General features: G+C 43.1%; 22 protein-coding genes, 1 other RNA gene and 1 riboswitch. Of the genes, 20 read left to right on the top strand and 3 right to left on the bottom strand.

What is annotated here, in order from left to right; genetic code table 11:
* Positions 1–12 precede the first annotated feature (12 nt).
* The 9 genes from mrfA (at position 13) to JQX68_RS11345 (ending at position 7,389) form a co-directional block, all read left to right on the top strand.
* Positions 13–2,262: an ATP-dependent helicase MrfA gene (mrfA, locus tag JQX68_RS11385; protein WP_147772165.1), complete on the top strand. Its 2,250-nt coding sequence runs from the start codon at positions 13–15 to the stop codon at positions 2,260–2,262.
* A gap of 15 nt (positions 2,263–2,277) precedes the next feature.
* Entirely contained in the window at positions 2,278–3,519 is a 1,242-nt protein-coding gene (gene mrfB / locus JQX68_RS11380) for a metal-dependent exonucleaseMrfB (RefSeq protein WP_147772164.1), read from the top strand.
* A 100-nt stretch (positions 3,520–3,619) separates the two neighbouring features.
* Entirely contained in the window at positions 3,620–3,748 is a 129-nt protein-coding gene (locus JQX68_RS11375) for a hypothetical protein (protein ID WP_003230707.1), read from the top strand.
* 82 nt (positions 3,749–3,830) lie between these two features.
* The gene (gene cotD / locus JQX68_RS11370; RefSeq protein ID WP_040082809.1) at positions 3,831–4,055 is read left to right on the top strand and encodes a spore coat protein CotD; all 225 of its coding nucleotides are present in this window, start codon (positions 3,831–3,833) and stop codon (positions 4,053–4,055) included.
* 89 nt (positions 4,056–4,144) lie between these two features.
* Positions 4,145–4,687, top strand: a complete 543-nt coding sequence (locus JQX68_RS11365) for an SLOG family protein (protein WP_147772163.1) — start codon at positions 4,145–4,147, stop codon at positions 4,685–4,687.
* Between the two features lie 77 nt (positions 4,688–4,764).
* Positions 4,765–5,061, top strand: a complete 297-nt coding sequence (gene gpsB / locus JQX68_RS11360) for a cell division regulator GpsB (RefSeq protein ID WP_003225629.1) — start codon at positions 4,765–4,767, stop codon at positions 5,059–5,061.
* Positions 5,062–5,125: 64 nt separating this feature from the next.
* Positions 5,126–5,507, top strand: an RNA gene (gene rnpB, locus JQX68_RS11355) — RNase P RNA component class B.
* A gap of 100 nt (positions 5,508–5,607) precedes the next feature.
* Positions 5,608–6,756: a THUMP domain-containing class I SAM-dependent RNA methyltransferase gene (locus tag JQX68_RS11350; RefSeq protein ID WP_147772162.1), complete on the top strand. Its 1,149-nt coding sequence runs from the start codon at positions 5,608–5,610 to the stop codon at positions 6,754–6,756.
* A gap of 183 nt (positions 6,757–6,939) precedes the next feature.
* On the top strand, positions 6,940–7,389 hold the full coding sequence (locus JQX68_RS11345; protein WP_147772161.1) for a hypothetical protein: 450 nt from the start codon (positions 6,940–6,942) through the stop codon (positions 7,387–7,389).
* A 212-nt stretch (positions 7,390–7,601) separates the two neighbouring features.
* On the opposite strand, the gene JQX68_RS11340 is transcribed toward JQX68_RS11345, so the two are convergent.
* Positions 7,602–7,754 (bottom strand): YpzG family protein, encoded by a 153-nt coding sequence (locus JQX68_RS11340; RefSeq protein ID WP_010327933.1) that lies wholly within the window; start codon positions 7,752–7,754, stop codon positions 7,602–7,604.
* Positions 7,755–7,917: 163 nt separating this feature from the next.
* Between JQX68_RS11340 and JQX68_RS11335 the strand changes: the two genes are divergently transcribed.
* Positions 7,918–8,109: a hypothetical protein gene (locus JQX68_RS11335; RefSeq protein WP_014664362.1), complete on the top strand. Its 192-nt coding sequence runs from the start codon at positions 7,918–7,920 to the stop codon at positions 8,107–8,109.
* A 102-nt stretch (positions 8,110–8,211) separates the two neighbouring features.
* Positions 8,212–10,137, top strand: coding sequence for an ATP-dependent DNA helicase (locus JQX68_RS11330; protein WP_205440309.1), 1,926 nt, complete (start codon positions 8,212–8,214; stop codon positions 10,135–10,137).
* A 41-nt stretch (positions 10,138–10,178) separates the two neighbouring features.
* Here JQX68_RS11330 and kduD read toward each other — a convergent pair whose 3' ends face one another.
* Both kduD and kduI read right to left on the bottom strand, forming a co-directional pair.
* The gene (gene kduD, locus JQX68_RS11325; protein ID WP_014664360.1) at positions 10,179–10,943 is read right to left on the bottom strand and encodes a 2-dehydro-3-deoxy-D-gluconate 5-dehydrogenase KduD; all 765 of its coding nucleotides are present in this window, start codon (positions 10,941–10,943) and stop codon (positions 10,179–10,181) included.
* Position 10,944: 1 nt separating this feature from the next.
* On the bottom strand, positions 10,945–11,772 hold the full coding sequence (gene kduI, locus JQX68_RS11320; protein ID WP_069149766.1) for a 5-dehydro-4-deoxy-D-glucuronate isomerase: 828 nt from the start codon (positions 11,770–11,772) through the stop codon (positions 10,945–10,947).
* A 221-nt stretch (positions 11,773–11,993) separates the two neighbouring features.
* Between kduI and kdgR the strand changes: the two genes are divergently transcribed.
* From kdgR to bpsB, 9 genes are all read left to right on the top strand, one after another.
* Complete coding sequence (gene kdgR, locus JQX68_RS11315) at positions 11,994–13,013, top strand: pectin utilization transcriptional regulator KdgR (RefSeq protein WP_148343702.1); 1,020 nt, start codon at positions 11,994–11,996, stop codon at positions 13,011–13,013.
* Between the two features lie 37 nt (positions 13,014–13,050).
* Positions 13,051–14,025, top strand: a complete 975-nt coding sequence (gene kdgK / locus JQX68_RS11310; protein ID WP_069149764.1) for a 2-dehydro-3-deoxygluconokinase — start codon at positions 13,051–13,053, stop codon at positions 14,023–14,025.
* Position 14,026: 1 nt separating this feature from the next.
* Positions 14,027–14,617, top strand: coding sequence for a bifunctional 4-hydroxy-2-oxoglutarate aldolase/2-dehydro-3-deoxy-phosphogluconate aldolase (gene eda, locus JQX68_RS11305; RefSeq protein WP_069149763.1), 591 nt, complete (start codon positions 14,027–14,029; stop codon positions 14,615–14,617).
* Between the two features lie 44 nt (positions 14,618–14,661).
* A complete protein-coding gene (kdgT, locus tag JQX68_RS11300) occupies positions 14,662–15,654 on the top strand; it encodes a 2-keto-3-deoxygluconate transporter (RefSeq protein ID WP_040082818.1) in 993 nt (330 codons plus the stop codon).
* 111 nt (positions 15,655–15,765) lie between these two features.
* Positions 15,766–17,271: a carboxypeptidase gene (gene ypwA, locus JQX68_RS11295; protein WP_205440308.1), complete on the top strand. Its 1,506-nt coding sequence runs from the start codon at positions 15,766–15,768 to the stop codon at positions 17,269–17,271.
* A 140-nt stretch (positions 17,272–17,411) separates the two neighbouring features.
* A riboswitch (purine riboswitch) is annotated at positions 17,412–17,512 on the top strand.
* A 90-nt stretch (positions 17,513–17,602) separates the two neighbouring features.
* Positions 17,603–18,187, top strand: a complete 585-nt coding sequence (xpt, locus tag JQX68_RS11290) for a xanthine phosphoribosyltransferase (protein ID WP_040082820.1) — start codon at positions 17,603–17,605, stop codon at positions 18,185–18,187.
* Positions 18,184–19,500, top strand: a complete 1,317-nt coding sequence (pbuX, locus tag JQX68_RS11285) for a xanthine permease PbuX (RefSeq protein ID WP_205440307.1) — start codon at positions 18,184–18,186, stop codon at positions 19,498–19,500. The genes xpt and pbuX overlap by 4 nt, the downstream gene beginning before the upstream one ends.
* A 73-nt stretch (positions 19,501–19,573) precedes the next feature.
* Positions 19,574–20,671: a type III polyketide synthase gene (gene bpsA, locus JQX68_RS11280; RefSeq protein ID WP_240345544.1), complete on the top strand. Its 1,098-nt coding sequence runs from the start codon at positions 19,574–19,576 to the stop codon at positions 20,669–20,671.
* Between the two features lie 3 nt (positions 20,672–20,674).
* Positions 20,675–21,181: an alkylpyrone methyltransferase gene (gene bpsB / locus JQX68_RS11275; protein ID WP_205440306.1), complete on the top strand. Its 507-nt coding sequence runs from the start codon at positions 20,675–20,677 to the stop codon at positions 21,179–21,181.
* Positions 21,182–21,201: the final 20 nt, after the last annotated feature.

The following is a 21,201-nucleotide window of genomic DNA, read 5'->3' as shown; positions in this document are numbered from 1 at the left end:
GAGGTGTAAAGAATGAAAAAGAAATCACTGACTGAACTCATTTCTGATTTGAAAGGAAATGAAAACGTTGTGAATTGGCATGAAATTGAGCCTCGTGAAGCAAAAACAAGGCCCATGCCTGAAAGTATAGATGAGAGAATCAAAGCTGCCCTTACGAAAAGGGGCATTGATGAACTATATACCCACCAATATTCCGCTTTTCAATATGTGCAAAAAGGAGAAAGCATTGTTACCGTTACGCCAACCGCGTCAGGAAAAACGCTATGCTACAACCTCCCAGTCCTGCAGTCCATCGCTCAGGATGAAACAAACCGGGCGTTATATTTATTTCCGACTAAAGCGCTGGCACAAGACCAAAAGAGCGAGCTAAATGAAATCATCGATGAAATGGGAATTGACATTAAAAGCTTTACATATGACGGGGATACGTCTCCGGCAATCAGGCAAAAGGTGAGAAAAGCAGGTCACATTGTCATTACAAATCCCGATATGCTGCATTCTGCCATTCTTCCGCATCATACGAAATGGGTCAGTTTGTTTGAAAACCTTAAGTATATCGTCATTGATGAGCTTCATACGTATCGGGGGGTGTTCGGCAGCCATGTGGCAAATGTGATCCGTCGGCTGAAGCGGATCTGCCGGTTTTATGGAAGTGATCCGGTTTTTATTTGCACTTCTGCAACGATTGCCAACCCGAAGGAATTGGGAGAGCAGCTGACAGGCAAACCGATGCGGCTGGTCGATGACAACGGTGCCCCGAGCGGACGCAAGCATTTCGTATTTTATAATCCGCCAATTGTAAACAAACCGCTGAATATTAGAAGGAGCGCAACTGCAGAAGTGAATGAACTGGCGAAAGAGTTTCTTAAAAACAAAGTGCAGACCATTGTTTTTGCCAGAAGCAGAGTCCGGGTGGAAATTATTTTAAGCCATATTCAGGAGCTCGTGAAAAAAGAAATTGGAACAAAATCAATCAGAGGCTATCGGGGAGGCTATCTGCCTAAAGAGCGAAGAGAAATCGAAAGAGGCTTGAGAGAAGGCGACATTTTAGGAGTGGTCAGTACAAATGCCTTAGAGCTTGGTGTTGATATCGGCCAGCTGCAGGTGTGCGTGATGACGGGTTATCCCGGAAGTGTCGCAAGTGCTTGGCAGCAGGCGGGACGAGCCGGCAGAAGACACGGTGAATCTTTAATTATCATGGTAGCCAATTCGACGCCGATCGACCAATATATTGTACGGCATCCTGAATACTTCTTTAATCGTTCGCCGGAATCTGCAAGAATCAATCCGGAGAATTTGATTATTTTAGTAGACCACTTAAAGTGTGCTGCTTATGAGCTTCCATTTAGAGCTGATGAAGAATTTGGGCCCATGGATGTAAGTGATATTCTTGAGTATCTTCAGGAAGAGGCCGTTCTTCACCGCAACGGCGAACGGTATCATTGGGCAAGTGAGTCGTTCCCTGCTTCAAACATCAGTTTGCGTTCCGCATCACAGGAAAATGTCGTCATAGTTGATCAGTCGGATATTGCAAATGTCAGGATTATCGGTGAAATGGACCGTTTTAGTGCGATGACGCTTTTACATGATGAAGCCATTTATTTGCATGAAGGCGTTCAGTATCAAGTAGAGAAGCTCGATTGGGACCATAAAAAGGCTTATGTCAGAAAAGTTGATGTCGAATATTATACAGATGCAAACCTAGCAGTTCAGCTGAAGGTGTTAGAAATCGATCAAACGAAAGAAAAAAGCCGTACGTCATTGCACTACGGAGATGTCACTGTCAATGCTCTGCCGACCATTTTTAAAAAAATAAAAATGACTACGTTTGAAAATATTGGGTCTGGACCTATTCATTTGCCGGAAGAAGAACTGCATACAAGCGCAGCTTGGCTCGAAATCAAAACAGCGGACGAAGACATCGGGGAAAAGACACTGGAACAGCTGCTTCTTGGCATCACGAATGTGCTTCAGCATATTGTCCCTGTATATATCATGTGTGATCGAAATGATGTTCATGTCGTTTCTCAAATTAAAGCAGCCCATACCGGATTGCCAACCATATTTTTATACGATCATTATCCGGGCGGTATCGGTTTGACGGAGGAAGTCTTTAAACGTTTTTCAGACATTAATGAAGCGGCGAAACAGCTGATTACATATTGTCCTTGTGATGACGGCTGTCCGTCTTGTATAGGTACCGAAATAGAAGGGGTAAAAGCAAAAGAAAGAATTTTGCGCATGTTGGATCAGATGTCGTAAGGAGGGAGGTTGGATATGTCATTAAAAGGGAAACTCCAGCGTATGAAAAAGCACATGGTGCTCGACGAAGGAGAACAAAAAATAGAAGCAGGCAAACAAGAAAACCACTTTGATGACATCCCGTTTTTAGAAGAGTGGGAGGCTTTTGGCATGAAGCCTTTCTTTTTCGAAGATGAATACTGCCTCATCAGAGAAGTAGAATATCCGCTTTCTCACCGCCATGGGTTATACCATTTTTCTGAGCTTGAGGAAGTGATCAAATTATGGAACCAAAGCAGCCTGTCTCATACGTTGTCAGCAAAAGGGTATAACAAAAACAATCTCTTTTTCTTTGATACAGAAACAACCGGTCTTGGAGGCGGAGCTGGGAATACCATTTTTTTGCTTGGCCATGCGAGAGTGTATGAAGACCGAGTGACAGTCAAACAGCATCTTTTGCCTAAGCCGGGGAACGAAGTCGCCTTGTACCAAAGCTTTTTAAGCGAGGTTGACATTACATCACTTGTGACCTACAACGGCAAAGCCTTTGATTGGCCTCAGGTGAAAACAAGGCATACCTTGATCCGTGACAGACTTCCGAAGCTTCCGGAATTCGGCCACTTTGACCTTTTACATGGAGCTAGACGCCTGTGGAAACACAAAATGGACCGTGTATCCCTCGGCACGGTTGAAAAAGAAGAGCTCGGCATCCGCAGACTAGAAGACACACCGGGCTACTTGGCGCCGATGCTTTACTTTCATTTTATCAAGGCGCAAGTGCCGGATCTTCTAAAAGGCGTCCTGCAGCATAATGAAATGGATGTGCTATCCCTTATTTCATTGTATATTCATATGTCTAAAAAAATCCTTTCAGAATCACATGCGCCAAAAGAACACAGTGAAGCTTATGCCATGGCCAAATGGTTTATGGCTCATAAAGAGACGGATCAAGCGATCAAACAGCTGGAAAGGCTTATAGAAAAACCGTTTGAGGATCAGGACAGTGCACGACTGGATTTATCGCTCCTGTACAAAAAACAAAACCGCTTGGAAGATGCAGTGCAGCTTTGGGAAAAACTGTCCTGCTCGCAAAATCAGAAGTGCAGATACGCTGCTGTAATAGAGCTCGCGAAATATTTTGAGCATAAGAAAAAAGAATTCGGAAAAGCATTGCAGATAGCAGAACAACTGCTTAGCGATGCGGCATTTTTATCAGAAAAAGAAACAGAAAAACTGCATATGAGAATCGCCCGGCTGAAGAGGAAATATTCCTCTTAAATATTCCCCGGGAAAGCGCAAAAGACGACTTGTTTCGCTATGAATTTTTTTTGCTGAATTCACAGTGATTTTGTTGTAGAATAGCGGCGAATCCTGTAAAATGACGTTAGTTATTTTTAAAGGGAGAGTTGGTATGTATAAGGGTGTTTTTTACTTGTTCTTTGTTGTGGTATTTTTGATTGCTTTTGTGTTTTCAAACTTTAAAGACAGCTTAATTGCACACTTTTAAAATAGGTTTTTGTATTAGAACATGTACCCCTTATGTTTCATAACCTAATATTGTAATAAAGTTATGGAAAGGGGATCTTATTATGTACCACTGCAGACCGCACGTGATGGCGCCGATTGTCCATCCTACGCATTGCTGTGAGCACCATACGTTTTCCAATACTGTCGTGCCGCATATTCATCCACAGCATACGACAAATGTAAATCACCATCATTTTGAGCATGTTCACTACTATCCACACACATACTCTAGCTATGATCCGACAACACATCAGCATTTTCAGGCAGGAAAACCTTGCTGCGATTAGTATTGAATCGTGCAGACTGATTGGTGTAACACGCAACATTAAAAATGGGGCCCTGAAGGGGACCCCATTTTTTAAAAGCAGGTGAAAACTTGAAAGTTTTGGCTATTACGGGATATAAACCGTTTGAATTGGGGATTTTTAAGCAGGATGATAAGGCGCTGTATTACATAAAAAAAGCGATTAAAAACCGGCTGATCGGATTTTTAGATGAGGGCTTAGAATGGATTTTAATTTCGGGACAGCTTGGAGCGGAGCTGTGGGCTGCTGAAGCTGCATATGATTTGCAGGAGGAATACCCTGATTTAAAGGTAGCTGTAATTACCCCTTTCTACGATCAGGACAAGAACTGGAAAGAGCCTAATAAAGAGCTTTACGAAGCTGTCCTGGCACAGGCTGACTACGAAGAAAGCCTGACTCACAGGCCGTATGAAAGCCCGCTTCAGTTTAAACAAAAAAATCAGTTTTTTATAGAAAAATCAGACGCCTTGATGCTGTTATATGATCCTGAAAAGGAAGGATCTCCAAAGTATATGCTTGAGACGGCTGAAAAGAGACGCGAACGGGACGGGTATCCCATCTATTTTATCACGATGGATGACTTGAGAGTGACAGTGGAGGAAGACAGCTACTAACAAAGAGAGAGAAATTTGACAACCGTACAGATTTCTGAAAAAATATATGTGATGATTCACGATACGAGGTGAAAAAGATGCTTGCTGATAAAGTAAAGCTTTCTGCGAAAGAAATTTTGGAAAAAGAATTTAAAACAGGCGTTAGAGGCTACAAGCAAGAAGACGTTGACAAATTTTTAGATATGATTATTAAGGATTATGAAACCTTCCATCAAGAGATTGAAGAACTGCAGCAGGAAAATCTGCAGCTGAAAAAACAGCTTGAAGAAGCCAGCAAGAAACAGCCTGTGCAATCTAACACAACAAACTTTGATATTTTAAAACGGCTGTCTAACTTAGAAAAACACGTTTTTGGCAGCAAGCTTTATGATTGACGCGCTTGAAAAAAATGGCGCTTGTAAATTGTAATCAGTTGTTATATAATAATTCATGTTCTTAACGTTCGGGTAATCGCTGCAGATCTTGAATCTGTAGAGGAAAGTCCATGCTCGCACGGTGCTGAGATGCCCGTAGTGTTCGTGCCTAGCGAAGTCATAAGCTAGGGCAGCCTTTAGGGGCTGACGGCAGGAAAAAAGCCTACGTCCTCTGGATATGGCTGAGTATCCTTGAAAGTGCCACAGTGACGAAGTCTCACTAGAAATGGTGAGAGTGGAACGCGGTAAACCCCTCGAGCGAGAAACCCAAATTTTGGTAGGGGAACCTTCTTAACGGAATTCAACGGAGAGAAGGACAGAATGCTTTCTGTAGATAGATGATTGCCGCCTGAGTACGAGGTGATAAGCCGTTTGCAGTACGACGGAACAAAACATGGCTTACAGAACGTTAGACCACTTACATTTAAAATGATGAAAACAAGCTCTCCCGTATAAGGAGAGCTTTTATCTTGAAATGAGAAAAGTTTTAAAAGACAGGGTGATACGATGAAGAAGTATACACTAATTGCAACGGCGCCGATGGGTATTGAAGCGGTTGTCGCAAAGGAAGTACGAGATTTAGGATACGAATGCAAGGTTGATAACGGGAAAGTTATTTTTGAAGGTGATGCGCTCGCCATCTGCCGTGCAAACCTTTGGCTTAGAACAGCCGACCGCATAAAGGTTCAGGTTGCTTCCTTTAAAGCGAAAACATTTGATGAGCTGTTTGAAAAAACGAAAGCGATTAACTGGCGCTCATTTATACCTGAAAACGGGAAATTCCCTGTCATCGGAAAATCGGTAAAATCAACACTTGCAAGCGTTCCCGACTGTCAGCGGATTGTCAAAAAAGCAATTGTCGAAAAGCTTAAGCTGCAGTCCGGCAAAGCCAATGATTGGATTGAAGAAACAGGTGCTGAGTATAAAGTGGAAATTTCTTTATTGAAAGATCAGGCTCTTATTACACTGGACTCATCAGGGACAGGCCTTCACAAACGAGGATACCGTGTCGATCAGGGCGGCGCGCCAATTAAAGAAACACTTGCAGCTGCTTTGGTGCAATTAACCAATTGGACGCCGGACCGTCCGTTTGCCGATCCTTTCTGCGGTTCCGGAACAATCGCGATTGAAGCGGCATTAATCGGCCAAAACATCGCTCCGGGATTCAACCGCGATTTTGTCTCAGAGGATTGGGAATGGATCGGCAAAGACCTGTGGGACAAAGCGCGGCTTGAAGTCGAAGAAAAGGCAAACTATGACCAGCCGCTTACGATTTTCGCAAGCGATATAGACCACCGCATGGTTCAAATCGCTAAAGAAAATGCAGAGGAAGCAGGACTGGGAGATTTCATCCAATTTAAGCAGATGCAGGTCAAAGACTTCACAACGAATCTGGAGTTTGGCGTAATTGTCGGCAATCCGCCATATGGAGAGCGTCTCGGCGAGAAAAAAGCTGTTGAACAGATGTACAAAGAAATGGGGCAGGCGTTCGAGCCGCTTGATACTTGGTCTGTGTATATGCTGACATCAAATGAAAACTTTGAGGAAGCATACGGCAGAAAAGCAACGAAGAAACGCAAGCTCTTTAACGGGTTTATTAAAACGGATTATTATCAATATTGGTCAAAGAAAAAGAAAATTCGCAATAAAGAATAGTCTTATTAATTGTTTAGTCAGATAATGGATATTAAGATCTTCCATATCTGGCTTTTTTGTTTGAAATAATAACGTGTTTATTACTTTAAGGGAAAAAAAAGAAATTTAATAGTTAAATAGGTTGATTTCTATATATAGTTATTTTAAAATAAATTTTGTATAAAAAAGAAGGAGCTGGAATATATGAGATTTTTATTAAAGAAAAGTACTTTGTTGATTACTACTCTACTTATAATAAGTACTTCTTTTGCTTTTGATTCTACAGCAGAAGCTGCAACTAGTTCATGGCAAACTGTAAATGGTGTAAAAGGTTGTAAAGTTAGAGTGTATACTGATGCTTCTACATATACAAAAAGAGCAAGTTCAATAGATACCTATGCTGAGACAAATGGTAAATGTGGGACATTAAACTACCGGATGGGCGTAACAACTAGAGATGGTGGGTGGAATCTTGGTAATTATTTTATAAAGGGGTCTTTTTCTAAAAGAACGCCTATTAAGAAATTTTACTTTAGTAAATTAGCAAAACCCGAGTTTAAAGAACGTTGGGAAGTAAACGTGGAGTTATACAAAGGAAGTAAATTCAAAGATGCTGTACAATCTAAAATATTTTATGTAGAAAAAAGAAAATAAAATATATTGATACATGACTTGTCAACTTTTATTTAAAAGTTGACAAGTTTTTTTAAAATATTGCATATTCAATATATACATTTCTTACAACTACTGTATTAATAAGATTTGATTTTTTTGTTTTAATATGAATTTTTCATATTACTTCAACTTAAGAAAGAACAAAGGCATAATTTGCCTTTGTTCTCACATCTTTCAGCCATATTCTATCGTTACCAACGGTGAGCTTTCGCATTGCTTCTCAATATAATGTTGGTTTGGGACATTTCAGTGTGACCGTTTACTTGAGACTTAGAACGTTTAGGCCGCGTCCAATTGTGATGAAACAGTTCAGAATGCTGATCTAATCGGTTTCTATAACTCATGTCAACATCACTCCCTGATAGAATATTGTTGATAAGACGGATAATCCAAAGACGGAATATCAAGTGTAGTTTGTGCAAGTTTCGGGGATAACATGCGGTAAAGCATGTATATAAAATGAAAAGTTCGCATACAATGATGATTATTTCCATCAGAGGTGATCTCATGCTGAACAGCGAACATTTTAATCTTATTCAAAGGGCGCTTGACGCAACAGCAAACGAGCTGAAGGAGCTCGGGACTGATTCGTCTCCGTCTGTGATGTCGCATGCGCAAAATGATTTAGAAAAAGCGGTAGAACATATTTATTCAACAGACCATCCTTTTTTATCGTCGCATGTGATCAATCGCAAGTAAACTGCAAAAAACTTGGCAATGCCAAGTTTTTTTATTGTATTCATCAGCGGAAAATGATATTATTGGTGGTCTGAATGTCGAATAGTTGGGGGTTGGAACTAGGTGACAACATCACGTTTGCCTTTTTCTTTAACGAAAACAAAGAATTTTTATGAAGAATTGAACAATTGGATTGGTGACGTGTTTTACGATATCCTTCCCGAAAAAGGGTTTGATCTTCGGGATGAGCAAGTATTTATGGCTTTTCAGCTGGAGCGGGCGTTTAAAGAGAAAAAAGTCATGTTCGCCGAAGCTGGAGTGGGAACGGGGAAAACGCTGGTTTATCTTCTGTTTGCGATCAGCTATGCAAGGTATGTCGGCAAACCGGCCATCATTGCTTGTGCCGATGAAACATTAATCGAACAGCTGGTGAAAAAAGAGGGCGATATTTCAAAGCTGGCTGAGCATCTTGATCTGAAAATTGATACAAGGCTGTCAAAATCACATGAGCAATATTTATGCTTGAAGAAGCTTGAAAAAACAATGCAGCGTTCTGATGATGATAAATGGCTGGATCTTTATGAATCGTTACCGTCATTTGTCCATGAGTCACAGGCGATGCAGCGCTTTTATCCGTATGGCGACCGTAAGCAGTACGCAAATCTATCAAATGAAGAATGGTCTGACGTAAGCTACGACTCGTTTCAGGACTGTCTGACTTGTGATATGAGACACAGATGCGGCCTGGCGCTTTCCAGAGATTACTACCGCAAGTCAACGGACTTAATCATATGTTCTCATGATTTTTATATGGAGCATGTATGGACGGAAGAATCACGCAAACGAGAAGGGCAGCTGCCGCTTTTGCCTGATCATAGTGCAGTTGTATTTGATGAAGGGCATTTGCTAGAGTTTGCTGCACAAAAAGCGCTTACCTACAGAGTGAAGCAGTCTACACTTGAATTGTTTTTAGAACGTTTGCTGCAAAATGACATCAGAGAAGAGTTTGCAGAATTGATTGAAGATGCACTTGCTGCAAACGACGAATTTTTCTATGTTCTTTCTGAAGAATCAAAAGAAGTAGCCGGTTCACACCGTTTAGAAATAAAAAATGACCAGCGTGTCAAAAAGACGGCGGACGAGCTTTGCCGTTTACTTGATAAAATCGGTGAGGCACTTGTATTCGAGTCTGAAATGTACACGATTGATCAATACGAGCTGTCAGTTGTAGAAGAGTATGTTGAACAAATGGCGTATTCATTATCTCTATATCAAAAGGACGCGATCAGCTGGCTGGAGAAAAAGGAAGCAGAATCCACTTTTGTCGTGATGCCGAGAACGGTAGCAGAAGTACTTGGCGAAAAGGTGTTTTCTAAGAAAATCCCTTATATCTTCTCGTCTGCTACGTTGTCAGAAGGCGGTTCATTTGATTATATTGCCGACAGTCTCGGGATTCATGATTATTTGTCATTAACTGTTGATTCCCCTTATGATTATGACGAGCAAATGACTGTTAATCTATACACAAAAACAGACATGGCGGCTGAACAAAAAGCGGCTGAGACGATTGAAACAATCAAACGTTACAAAGGTAGAACCCTTGTGCTATTCCCTTCTTTTGAAGAATTAAACGAGTTTAAAGAGCTGTCGGCTGCATGGGAGCTGCCGTATCCGATTTTCTTTGAAGGTGATGAAGAAATCAGCAGCTTAGTGGAGAAATTCCAAGAGGAAGAGGAAACAGTACTTTGTTCGGTTCACTTATGGGAAGGACTCGATATTCCTGGTGACGCATTGAGGAATGTTACAATTTGGTCATTGCCATTCCCGCCTCATGACCCTGTATTTACTGCGAAACGCAACGGAGCGAAAAAAGATCCGTTCGAAGAAGTGGATCTGCCATATATGTTGTTACGCGTACGGCAGGGCATCGGGCGTCTGATTCGCTCGAATCAAGACAGCGGCTCGATTCACATTTACGCTGGCGGAGAAAATGAACGCATCATTGATGAGGTCAAAAAGGTCCTGCCTGTTGAACCGCATATGATGTAATAGGAAAAGCTGACGATCTTGTTCGTCAGCTTTTTTCATTGTCAGCGGGATAGCCAGCCTCCATCAACAGCTAAGATATGTCCATTCACATAATCTGAAGCACGTGACGCCAAAAAGACTGCTGTCCCTCCGATATCATCCGCTTGGCCCCAGCGGCCGGCAGGAATTCTTTTTAAAATGTCCTCATTTCGCTTTTCATCATCCCGAATAGGCTTTGTATTCGCAGTAGAAATATAGCCTGGGGCGATTGCATTGACCTGAATGCCCGATGCTGCCCACTCATTTGCAAAGGATTTTGTCAAACCGGCAACAGCGTGTTTGCTCGCGGTGTAAGCAGGAACGAGTATCCCGCCTTGAAAAGACAGGAGAGAGGCGATATTAATTATCTTTCCATAACCTCTTTTCAGCATGTGTCTGCCTGCCAGCTGTGTCAGAATAAACAAGCTGTTTAGATTGACATTCAGTACGTGCTGCCAGTTCTCTTCTGCAAAATGTTCCGCTTTTTCTCGATGAATAATACCCGCATTATTAACAAGGATGTCGATCTGCCTGTTTTCGAACAGCTCAGCTGCTGAATTCTTGATCGCTTCCGGCTTGCTCATGTCCAATGTAAAAGATGTAAATGTCCGGCCTTCCTGTTCCACAAGCTGCTGTGTTTCAGACAGACTGCTTGTATGTGATGTGCCGATAATATCAGCGCCAGCCCCGGCCAGCGCTTTGGCAATTCCTTGACCGATCCCTGTTCCCGGGCCTGTCACCAGCGCTGTTTTTCCTTCTAGTGAAAAGGCGTCATGCAGATAACCCATCTTATTTCAGCCCATCCATCGGAATGAGATCCATGTCCGTAAAAGTATAATTTTCTCCAGCCATCGCCCACACAAAGCTGTAATTTGATGTTCCTGCGCCAGAATGAATAGACCAGGCGGGGGAAAGGACAGCCTGCTCATTACCAACCACAAGGTGGCGTGTTTCGTCTGGCTGGCCCATGAAATGAAACACCTTTGAGTCTTTTTCAAGATCCAGGTAAAGATAAGCCTCCATCCGACGGTCATGAACGTGAGCCGGCATGGTATTCCAGTTGTTGTTTTGATCTAACATCGTTATTCCCATCATCAGCTGGCAGCTTTTAATGCCATCCTGATGTATGACTTTGTACAGGCTTCTGACATTAGACGCTGCATCATCACCAAGGCGGTCCGGTGTCAGCTCAGATAGGGCGGCTTTTTGTGTCGGATAGCTTTTGTGGGCGCAGGAGGAGACGAAGTAAAACTTCGCTTTTTCCCCGTTCAAGCTTGAAAACGATACATCCTGATTGCCCATTCCAATATAGAGAAAATCCTTTGTTTGAAGCACATATTCATCATCGCCAACCCTGACAGCACCAGGCTGGCCGACATTAATAATCCCGATTTCACGCCGTTCCAAAAAGAAGTCTGTTTTTAGAAAATCACCTGCATCAAGCTTCAGTTCACTTTGCCCTGGAGCGGCTCCGCCGATGACAACCCGGTCTTCATGTGAGTAATACATCGTAAGTTTGTTTTCTGTAAATAAAGAATCCATTAAGAAATGACTGCGAAGCTCCTCTGTTGTAAAGCGTTTTACTTGTTCAGGATGTACAGAATAACGATTTTCCATTATATTTCCCCCTTGGTTAGGATTTCAGCATCACTTGAATGAAAATATTTTGGTAACGGTTTCAAAGAAAATTTTAGGATAAATAGTGTAAAGAGTCAACGAAAAAATAATGAATTGACACATTATTAAAAAAACTCTTCCCAAATGTTAAAATTATGGTATTCTTTTGTTGTAACGGTTTTGAAATCGGTTTCAAATATAAGAGATACAGGAGTACTTGAATGAAAAAGAAAACAACAGGCCATACAACCATCAAAGATGTAGCTGAATATGCAGGAGTTTCGAAATCAACAGTTTCCCGCTATATTAACGGAAAAATTGACGCGATTTCTCCTGAAAAAGTGAAAAACATTAAAAAGGCAATCGCAGAACTGAATTATCGGCCGAGTAAAATGGCCCAAGGTTTGAAAATAAAAAAAAGCAAGTTAATTGGATTTGTTGTAGCGGATATTACAAACCCTTTTTCGGTCGCTGCTTTTAGGGGAGTCGAAGAGGTTTGTGATCAATATGGCTACAGCATTATGGTGTGCAACACAGATAACAGTCCTGAAAAAGAGCGGGAAATGCTCTTAAAGCTAGAAGCCCATTCGGTTGAGGGCCTGATTTTAAACGCAACAGGGGAAAACAAGGATTTGCTGCGCGCTTTTGCTGAACAGCACATTCCGACGATCTTAATTGACCGGAAACTGCCGGATCTGAAACTGGATACCGTAACGACTGATAACAGATGGATCACTAAAGAGATTCTTCAGAAGTCTTACAGCAAAGGGTATACTGATGTCGCGCTGTTTACCGAACCAATTTCCTCTATCAGCCCTCGTGCAGAAAGAGCAGCGGTGTATCAGGAAATGGCTGCGGTTCAAAATGTGAACGGGCTTGTCAGAATGTATGAAATTGACGTAAAGGACAAGGAGCAGCTTAAAGCGGCGCTTCGTTCTTTTCACAAGGAGATGCCGGAGCAAAAAAAAGCGATTCTGGCTTTGAATGGCTTGATTATGCTGAAAATCATCAGCTGTATGGAAGAGCTTGGCCTGCGCATCCCTCAAGATATAGGGATTGCAGGGTTCGATGATACGGAATGGTACAAACTGATCGGTCCAGGCATTACAACGATCGCTCAGCCGTCACATGATATGGGCAGGACGGCGATGGAACGTGTATTAAAAAGGATTGAAGGTGACAAAGGAGCGCCTCAAACCATTGAATTGGAGGCAAAAGTCATCATGAGAAAGTCACTTTAATCCTAGGTGCCCTCAACTAAGAGGAGGTTGGGAAGAGATGAAGCTTGATGCGGTGACATTCGGTGAATCAATGGCCATGTTTTACGCAAATGAGTATGGAGGCCTTCATGAAGTATCCACTTTTTCTAAAGGGCTTGCCGGAGCAGAAAGCAATGTCGCCTGCGGCCTTGCCAGACTCGGATTCCGAATGGGATGGATGAGCAAGGTCGGCAATGATCAGCTCGGCACGTTTATTGTACAGGAACTTAAAAAAGAGGGAGTGGATGTGTCCCGCGTGATCCGCTCGCAGGACGAAAATCCCACCGGGCTGCTGCTGAAGTCAAAAGTGAAGGAAGGTGACCCGCAAGTTACCTACTATAGGAAAAACTCAGCTGCAAGCACATTAACTTTTACTGAATATCCAAAAGATTATTTTCAATGCGCAGGCCATTTGCATGTGACAGGCATTCCGCCTGCCTTATCAGCTGATATGAAAGACTTCACGTATCATGTCATGAAAGACATGAGAAACGCCGGGAAAACCATTTCATTCGACCCTAATTTAAGGCCTTCGCTTTGGCCTGATCAAGCAACAATGATACACACAATCAATGATTTGGCTGGGCTTGCAGACTGGTTTTTTCCGGGGATTACAGAGGGAGAGCTATTGACCGGAGAAAAAACACCTGAAGGTATTGCTGATTATTATCTGAAAAAAGGAGTCAGCTTTGTTGCTATTAAACTCGGAAAAGAAGGCGCTTACTTTAAAACGGAGACAAGTGAAGGATTTCTAGAAGGCTGCAGGGTCGATCAGGTGGTTGATACAGTCGGCGCCGGAGACGGATTTGCAGTCGGTGTAATCAGCGGTATCCTAGATGGTTTGTCGTACAAGGATGCGGTGCAAAGGGGAAATGCGATTGGCGCTTTGCAAGTTCAGGCACCGGGGGATATGGACGGTTTGCCGACCAGGGAGAAATTAGCTTCTTTTTTATCTGCTCAAAGAACGGTTCGCCAAAAGAAAGGGGATTATTAATATGGAGTCCAAAATCGTTGAAAACCGTCTGAAAGAAGCAAGGCTGATTGCAGTCATTCGCTCAAAGGATAAACAGGAGGCCTGTCAGCAGATTGAGAGTTTATTAGATAAAGGGATTCGTGCAGTTGAAGTGACGTATACGACGCCCAGAGCATCAGATATTATCGAATCCTTCCGTAATAGGGAAGATATTTTAATTGGCGCGGGCACGGTCATCACCGCGCAGCAAGCTGGGGAAGCTGCTGAGGCTGGCGCACAGTTTATTGTCAGTCCGGGTTTTTCAGCTGATCTTGCTGAACACCTTTCTTTTGTAAAGACACATTATATCCCCGGCGTCTTGACTCCGAGCGAAATTATGGAAGCGTTGACATGCGGTTTTACTACATTAAAACTGTTCCCAAGCGGTGTGTTTGGAATTCCGTTTATGAAAAATTTAGCGGGCCCTTTCCCGCAGGTGACCTTTATTCCGACAGGCGGGATTCATCCGTCTGAAGTGCCGGATTGGCTTAGAGCCGGAGCAGGTGCCGTCGGTGTCGGCAGCCAGCTGGGCAGCTGTTCAAAAGAGGATTTACAGGCTGTTTTCCAAGTGTAAGGGGTATTGTTTTTTCATAACCGGAGGATGGGAGAATCCACAATATGAAAATCAAGGCGACAATTGAACGGGTACCTGGCGGAATGATGATTATTCCGCTATTTCTTGGAGCGGCGCTCAACACGTTTGCTCCTGGAACAGCGGAGTTCTTTGGAGGTTTTACGGGTGCTTTGATTACTGGAACGCTGCCGATACTGGGTGTTTTTATCTTTTGCGTAGGAGCAACGATTGATTTTCGTTCTTCAGGCTACATCGCAAGAAAAGGAATCACGTTATTATTGGGGAAGGTCGGATTTGCAGCGCTGCTCGGCGTGATCGCAGCGCAATTTATACCTGACGAAGGCATACAATCCGGCTTTTTTGCAGGCCTTTCTGTTTTAGCAATTGTCGCGGTAATGAATGAAACGAACGGCGGACTGTATTTGGCGCTTATGAACCATATGGGAAGAAAAGAGGATGCGGGCGCTTTCGCCTTTATTAGTACAGAATCAGGTCCTTTTATGACCATGGTGACGTTTGGTGTGACGGGACTTGCCGCATTCCCATGGGAAACGCTGGCAGCGACAGTCATCCCGTTTTTGCTCGGATGTATACTTGGAAATCTGGATCATGATCTCAGGGACTTATTCAGCAAGGTTGTGCCAGCGATCATTCCATTTTTCGCCTTTTCGCTCGGCAATACCTTGAATTTTGGAATGCTGATCCAATCAGGGCTGCTCGGCATTTTTATCGGAGTTTCTGTCGTCATTTTATCGGGCAGCTCCTTGTTTTTGCTTGATCGTTTTGTCGCGCGGGGGGACGGTGTCGCGGGTGTGGCGGCTTCTTCTACGGCGGGGGCGGCTGTAGCTGTCCCATACGCATTAGCGGAAGCGAATGCCTCATTTGCCCCAGTTGCTGAATCGGCAACTGCAATTATAGCGACGAGCGTTATTGTCACCTCGCTCTTAACCCCGCTGGCAACAGTGTGGGTGGATAAAAAAATCAAACAGAAAAAGAGGAGAACACCTCCGCCAAAAAATCAAATGACGATCAACTGAATAAAAAGGCTGCCGCCAAACGTACCGGCAGCCTTTTATACAAACAATTTGACTTTCATTCCCCCTTCCATTAGCCTGTAATGGAACGGCTAGAATAGGGAGGGAATGGATATGGAGATACATACATATGAAAAGGAATTTTTTGATCTTTTAAAACGAATTTCACATTACAGCGAAGCAGTCGCGTTAATGCACTGGGACTCCAGAACAGGCGCGCCGAAAAACGGCTCAGAGGACCGGGCTGAAAGCATCGGCCAGCTTTCAACAGATATATTCAATATCCAGACATCCGATCGAATGAAAGAGCTAATCGATGCCTTGTATGAACGATTTGATGACTTGTCAGAAGATACGAAAAAAGCGGTGGAACTGGCAAAAAAAGAGTATGAAGAGAATAAGAAAATCCCTGAGGCTGAATACAAAGAATACGTGATTCTGTGTTCAAAGGCAGAAACAGCATGGGAGGAAGCGAAAGGAAAATCTGATTTTAGCTTGTTTTCTCCTTATTTAGAGCAGCTGATTGAATGTAATAAACGTTTTATTACGTACTGGGGATATCAAGAGCATCCTTATGATGCATTGCTTGATTTGTTTGAGCCCGGTGTTACGGTAAAGGTGCTTGATCAGCTGTTTGCTGAGCTGAAGGAAGCGATTATCCCTCTTGTTAAACAGGTGACAGCTTCCGGAAATAAACCAGATACAAGCTTTATTACAATAGCGTTCCCGAAAAAAAAGCAAAAAGAGCTCAGTCTGTATTTTTTACAGGAGCTTGGCTACGATTTTGATGGCGGAAGACTTGATGAAACCGTTCATCCGTTTGCAACTACGCTGAACCGGGGAGACGTTCGAGTCACGACGAGATATGATGAAAAAGATTTTCGGACGGCAATCTTTGGCACCATTCATGAGTGCGGGCACGCGATATACGAGCAAAATATTGATGAAGCACTGAGCGGCACGAACTTGTCAGACGGTGCATCAATGGGAATTCATGAATCTCAATCATTATTTTACGAGAATTTTATCGGCCGCAACAAGCATTTTTGGACACCGTACTATAAGAAAATTCAAGAGGCATCACCTGAACAGTTCAAGGACATCTCCCTGGATGATTTTGTCCGGGCAATCAATGAATCAAAACCTTCATTTATCAGGGTTGAAGCGGATGAATTGACGTATCCTCTTCATATCATCATCCGTTATGAAATTGAAAAAGCGATTTTCAGCAATGAAGTGTCTGTAGAAGAACTGCCATCGCTTTGGAATCAAAAATACCAAGATTATTTAGGGATTACACCGCAGACGGATGCAGAGGGGATTTTACAGGACGTCCATTGGGCAGGAGGAGATTTCGGTTACTTCCCATCCTATGCGCTCGGCTACATGTATGCGGCTCAGCTGAAACAAAAAATGCTTGAGGATCTCCCTGAATTTGACGCTCTCTTAGAAAGAGGGGAATTTCATCCGATAAAGCAATGGCTGACGGAAAAGGTGCATATTCATGGAAAACGGAAAAAGCCGTTAGACATTATTAAAGATGCGACAGGAGAAGAACTGAACGTTCGCTATTTAATTGACTATTTATCAACCAAATATTCAAATCTCTATTTGGCATAATCAAAGCCTGGCGGCGCGGCCGCCAGGCTTTTTATGATCGGATTCCTTTTAAATACGAATGATATCTAAAAAAAAGAAAATAAAGTTCGGAAATTTTCACTTTCAGCCTATGCAAGAGATTAGAATCTTGATATAATTTATTACAATATCATAGGAACACTCATATAATCGCGTGGATATGGCACGCAAGTTTCTACCGGGCACCGTAAATGTTCCGACTATGGGTGAGCAATGGAACCGCATATGTACGGTTTTTTGTTATATCAGCATTGCTTGCTCTTTATTTGAGCGGGCAATGCTTTTTTTATTCTCATAACGGAGGTAAGACTGGATGGAAGCACTGAAAAGGAAGATAGAGGAAGAAGGCGTCGTGTTATCAAATCAAGTATTGAAAGTGGATTCTTTTTTGAATCACCAAATTGATCCGCTGCTTATGCAGAAAATTGGTGACGAATTTGCGACCAGGTTTGCACAAGATGGTATTACCAAAATTGTGACAATCGAATCATCAGGTATCGCTCCCGCTGTAATGACTGGCTTGAAGCTGGGTGTGCCCGTTGTCTTCGCGAGAAAGCATCAATCATTAACACTCACCGACAACTTGCTGACAGCGTCCGTTTATTCCTTTACGAAGCAAACAGAAAGCCAAATCGCGGTGTCTGGGACCCACCTGTCGGATCAGGACCATGTGCTGATTATCGATGATTTTTTGGCAAATGGACAGGCAGCGCACGGACTCGCGTCAATTGTGAAGCAAGCGGGTGCTTCTATTGCAGGAATTGGCATTGTGATTGAAAAGTCATTTCAGCCGGGAAGAGATGAACTTGTAAAACTGGGCTACCGAGTGGAATCTTTGGCAAGAATTCGGTCTTTAGAAGAAGGGAAAGTGTCCTTCGTACAGGAGGTTCATTCATGAAAAATGGATTCGGCAAAACGCTGTCATTAGGGATTCAGCATGTTCTTGCCATGTATGCCGGTGCCATTGTCGTTCCTCTGATTGTCGGAAAAGCAATGGGACTGACTGTCGAACAGCTGACCTACTTAGTATCGATTGATATTTTTATGTGCGGTGTGGCTACACTTCTGCAAGTATGGAGCAACCGCTTTTTCGGGATCGGACTTCCGGTAGTGCTTGGCTGTACATTTACAGCTGTATCGCCGATGATTGCAATTGGATCTGAATACGGGGTTTCAACGGTTTACGGAAGCATTATTGCTTCAGGCATTCTAGTGATACTTATTTCATTTTTCTTTGGAAAGCTCGTCTCGTTTTTTCCGCCGGTTGTGACAGGCTCTGTTGTTACGATTATCGGTATTACTTTGATGCCGGTTGCCATGAATAACATGGCCGGCGGAGAAGGAAGTGCAGATTTCGGAGATCTCTCCAACCTTGCCCTTGCTTTTATCGTTTTGAGTATCATTGTGCTTCTATACCGTTTTACAAAAGGCTTTATCAAGTCCGTCTCGATTTTGATCGGTATTTTGATTGGGACCTTCATCGCTTATTTTATGGGGAAAGTTCAATTTGATAATGTGTCGGATGCGGCAGTTGTACAAATGATTCAGCCATTTTACTTCGGAGCGCCGTCTTTTCATGCAGCGTCTATCATTACGATGTCCATCGTTGCGATTGTCAGTCTTGTGGAGTCTACAGGTGTTTACTTCGCCTTAGGTGACCTGACAAACCGCCGTTTGACAGAGAGAGATTTGTCTAAAGGCTATCGCGCTGAAGGGCTGGCTGTGCTTCTGGGCGGTATTTTTAACGCTTTTCCTTACACGGCATTCTCTCAAAATGTCGGGCTTGTTCAGCTCACAGGAATCAAAAAAAATGCTGTCATTGTGGTCACAGGTGTGATCTTAATGGCATTCGGGCTGTTTCCAAAGATCGCTGCTTTCACGACGATTATTCCATCTGCCGTTTTGGGCGGTGCAATGGTGGCGATGTTTGGAATGGTGATCGCTTACGGAATTAAAATGCTTAGCCGCATTGAATTTGCGAAACAGGAAAATCTGCTGATTGTTGCCTGCTCAGTGGGTTTGGGACTCGGTGTGACCGTTGTGCCGGATATTTTCAAACAGCTTCCGAGTGCACTTACGCTTCTTACAACGAATGGCATTGTAGCGGGCAGCTTCACTGCAGTTGTCCTAAATATTGTATATAACGTATTTTCTAAAGCCAAAAAAACAGAACAAGAAGCTGACCTTACGGAAAAAAAAACAGCAGTCTAACTCCGCCGCGGCGGAGTTTTTTTTGCATATAAAAAAGATCGTTGCGGCACAATGTATGCAAAGAGGTGATTGCATGGCGTTTATTTTATCCATTGGAACAAGTCTTCCTGTATATGATGTAAATCAAGAGAAAGCGGCTGAGTTCGCCCGCTATATGTTTCAGCATTCCTTTAAGGATATTGACCGGCTGTTATCCTCCTTTAAAAACGGGCAAATCCATTCGAGACAGTTTGTTAAGCCGATTGAATGGTATAAAGAGGAGCACAGCTTTGAAGAAAAAAATCAAATATACATAGAAGAAACACTTAAGCACAGCAGGGAGGCTGTTCGTGAGTGCCTCTCTCACCCTGAATTTGTTCAAGAAGCCATACCTTATGAGAAAGTGGAAGCGGTTTTTTTCGTCTCCAGCACAGGTCTTTCCACACCGAGTATCGAGGCGCGGCTTATGAATGAACTTCCGTTTTCTCCATATACGAAGCGGGTTCCGATTTGGGGCTTAGGCTGTGCAGGAGGGGCCAGCGGGCTTGCGCGCGCAGCCGAATACTGCAAAGCGTATCCGGAGGCTTTTGTGCTTGTCATTGCTGCTGAGCTGTGCAGTCTGACATTTCAGCCGGAAGATAAAACGAAAAGCAATCTGATCGGCACCTCGCTATTTGGTGACGGCGTTGCCGCAGCGTTATTATGCGGAGAGAAGGCAGACCGCAGGGTGTCAAAACTGAAGCTTGCCCCGAAGATAACAGACTCCCAATCTGTTTTGATGAAACAATCAGAAGATGTCATGGGCTGGGACTTTACCGATCAAGGATTCAAAGTCATTTTCTCACGAGACATACCAACTTTGGTAGAAAATTGGCTCAAAACAAATGTACAGATTTTTTTGGACAAACATCGGCTGTCATTCTGTGATATAAGTGTTTTTTTGGCGCATCCAGGCGGAAAAAAAGTGATCGACGCATACATCAAAAGTCTTGGACTGTCGTCAGAAAAGCTTTCATCAGCGCAAAACATATTGCGAAAACACGGAAATATGTCTTCAGCCACACTCTTGTATGTGGTCAAAGACCATCTGCAGAACGGACATAAAAAGGAAGCTGAACGGGGACTGATTGGCGCATTAGGGCCGGGTTTCTCATCAGAACTGCTATTATTCAGCTGGGAAAAGGGGGCTTGACTTATGTTTTGGTTGTTGATCGCCATTCTCATTGTTCAAAGAGCAGCAGAAATGGCAGTAGCCAGACAAAATGAACAAAAGGTAAAGAAGCAAGGAGCAATTGAATTTGGCGAGAGCCACTATCCGTATATCATTACGATGCATATCCTTTTCTTTATGTCTTTAATTGCTGAAGTGCTGCTGATGAATAAACAGCCGTCAAGCTGGTGGATCGGTATCGCCGCAGTTATTTTAAGTGTACAGGCAGTGCGATATTGGGCGCTTTGTTCCTTGGGAGCATATTGGAATACGAAAATCCTTGTCGTTCCAGGTGCGGAGCTTGTAAAAAAAGGTCCTTATAAATGGATGAAACATCCAAACTATGCTGTTGTTATACTTGAAATTTTGCTGATTCCGCTGCTTTATCAAGCGTATGTCACCATGTGTCTGTTTTCCGTATTCAATGCCGTGTTGTTAACCGTCAGAATTCGCGCAGAAGACAAGGCATTACATGAATACAGTGTAAAATAGCGATTGAAAATCATTCTCAC

Source organism: Bacillus sp. LJBS06 (assembly GCF_016924995.1).
Lineage (GTDB): Bacteria > Bacillota > Bacilli > Bacillales > Bacillaceae > Bacillus > Bacillus stercoris.
This window is presented reverse-complemented; position numbering and strand designations above follow the sequence as displayed.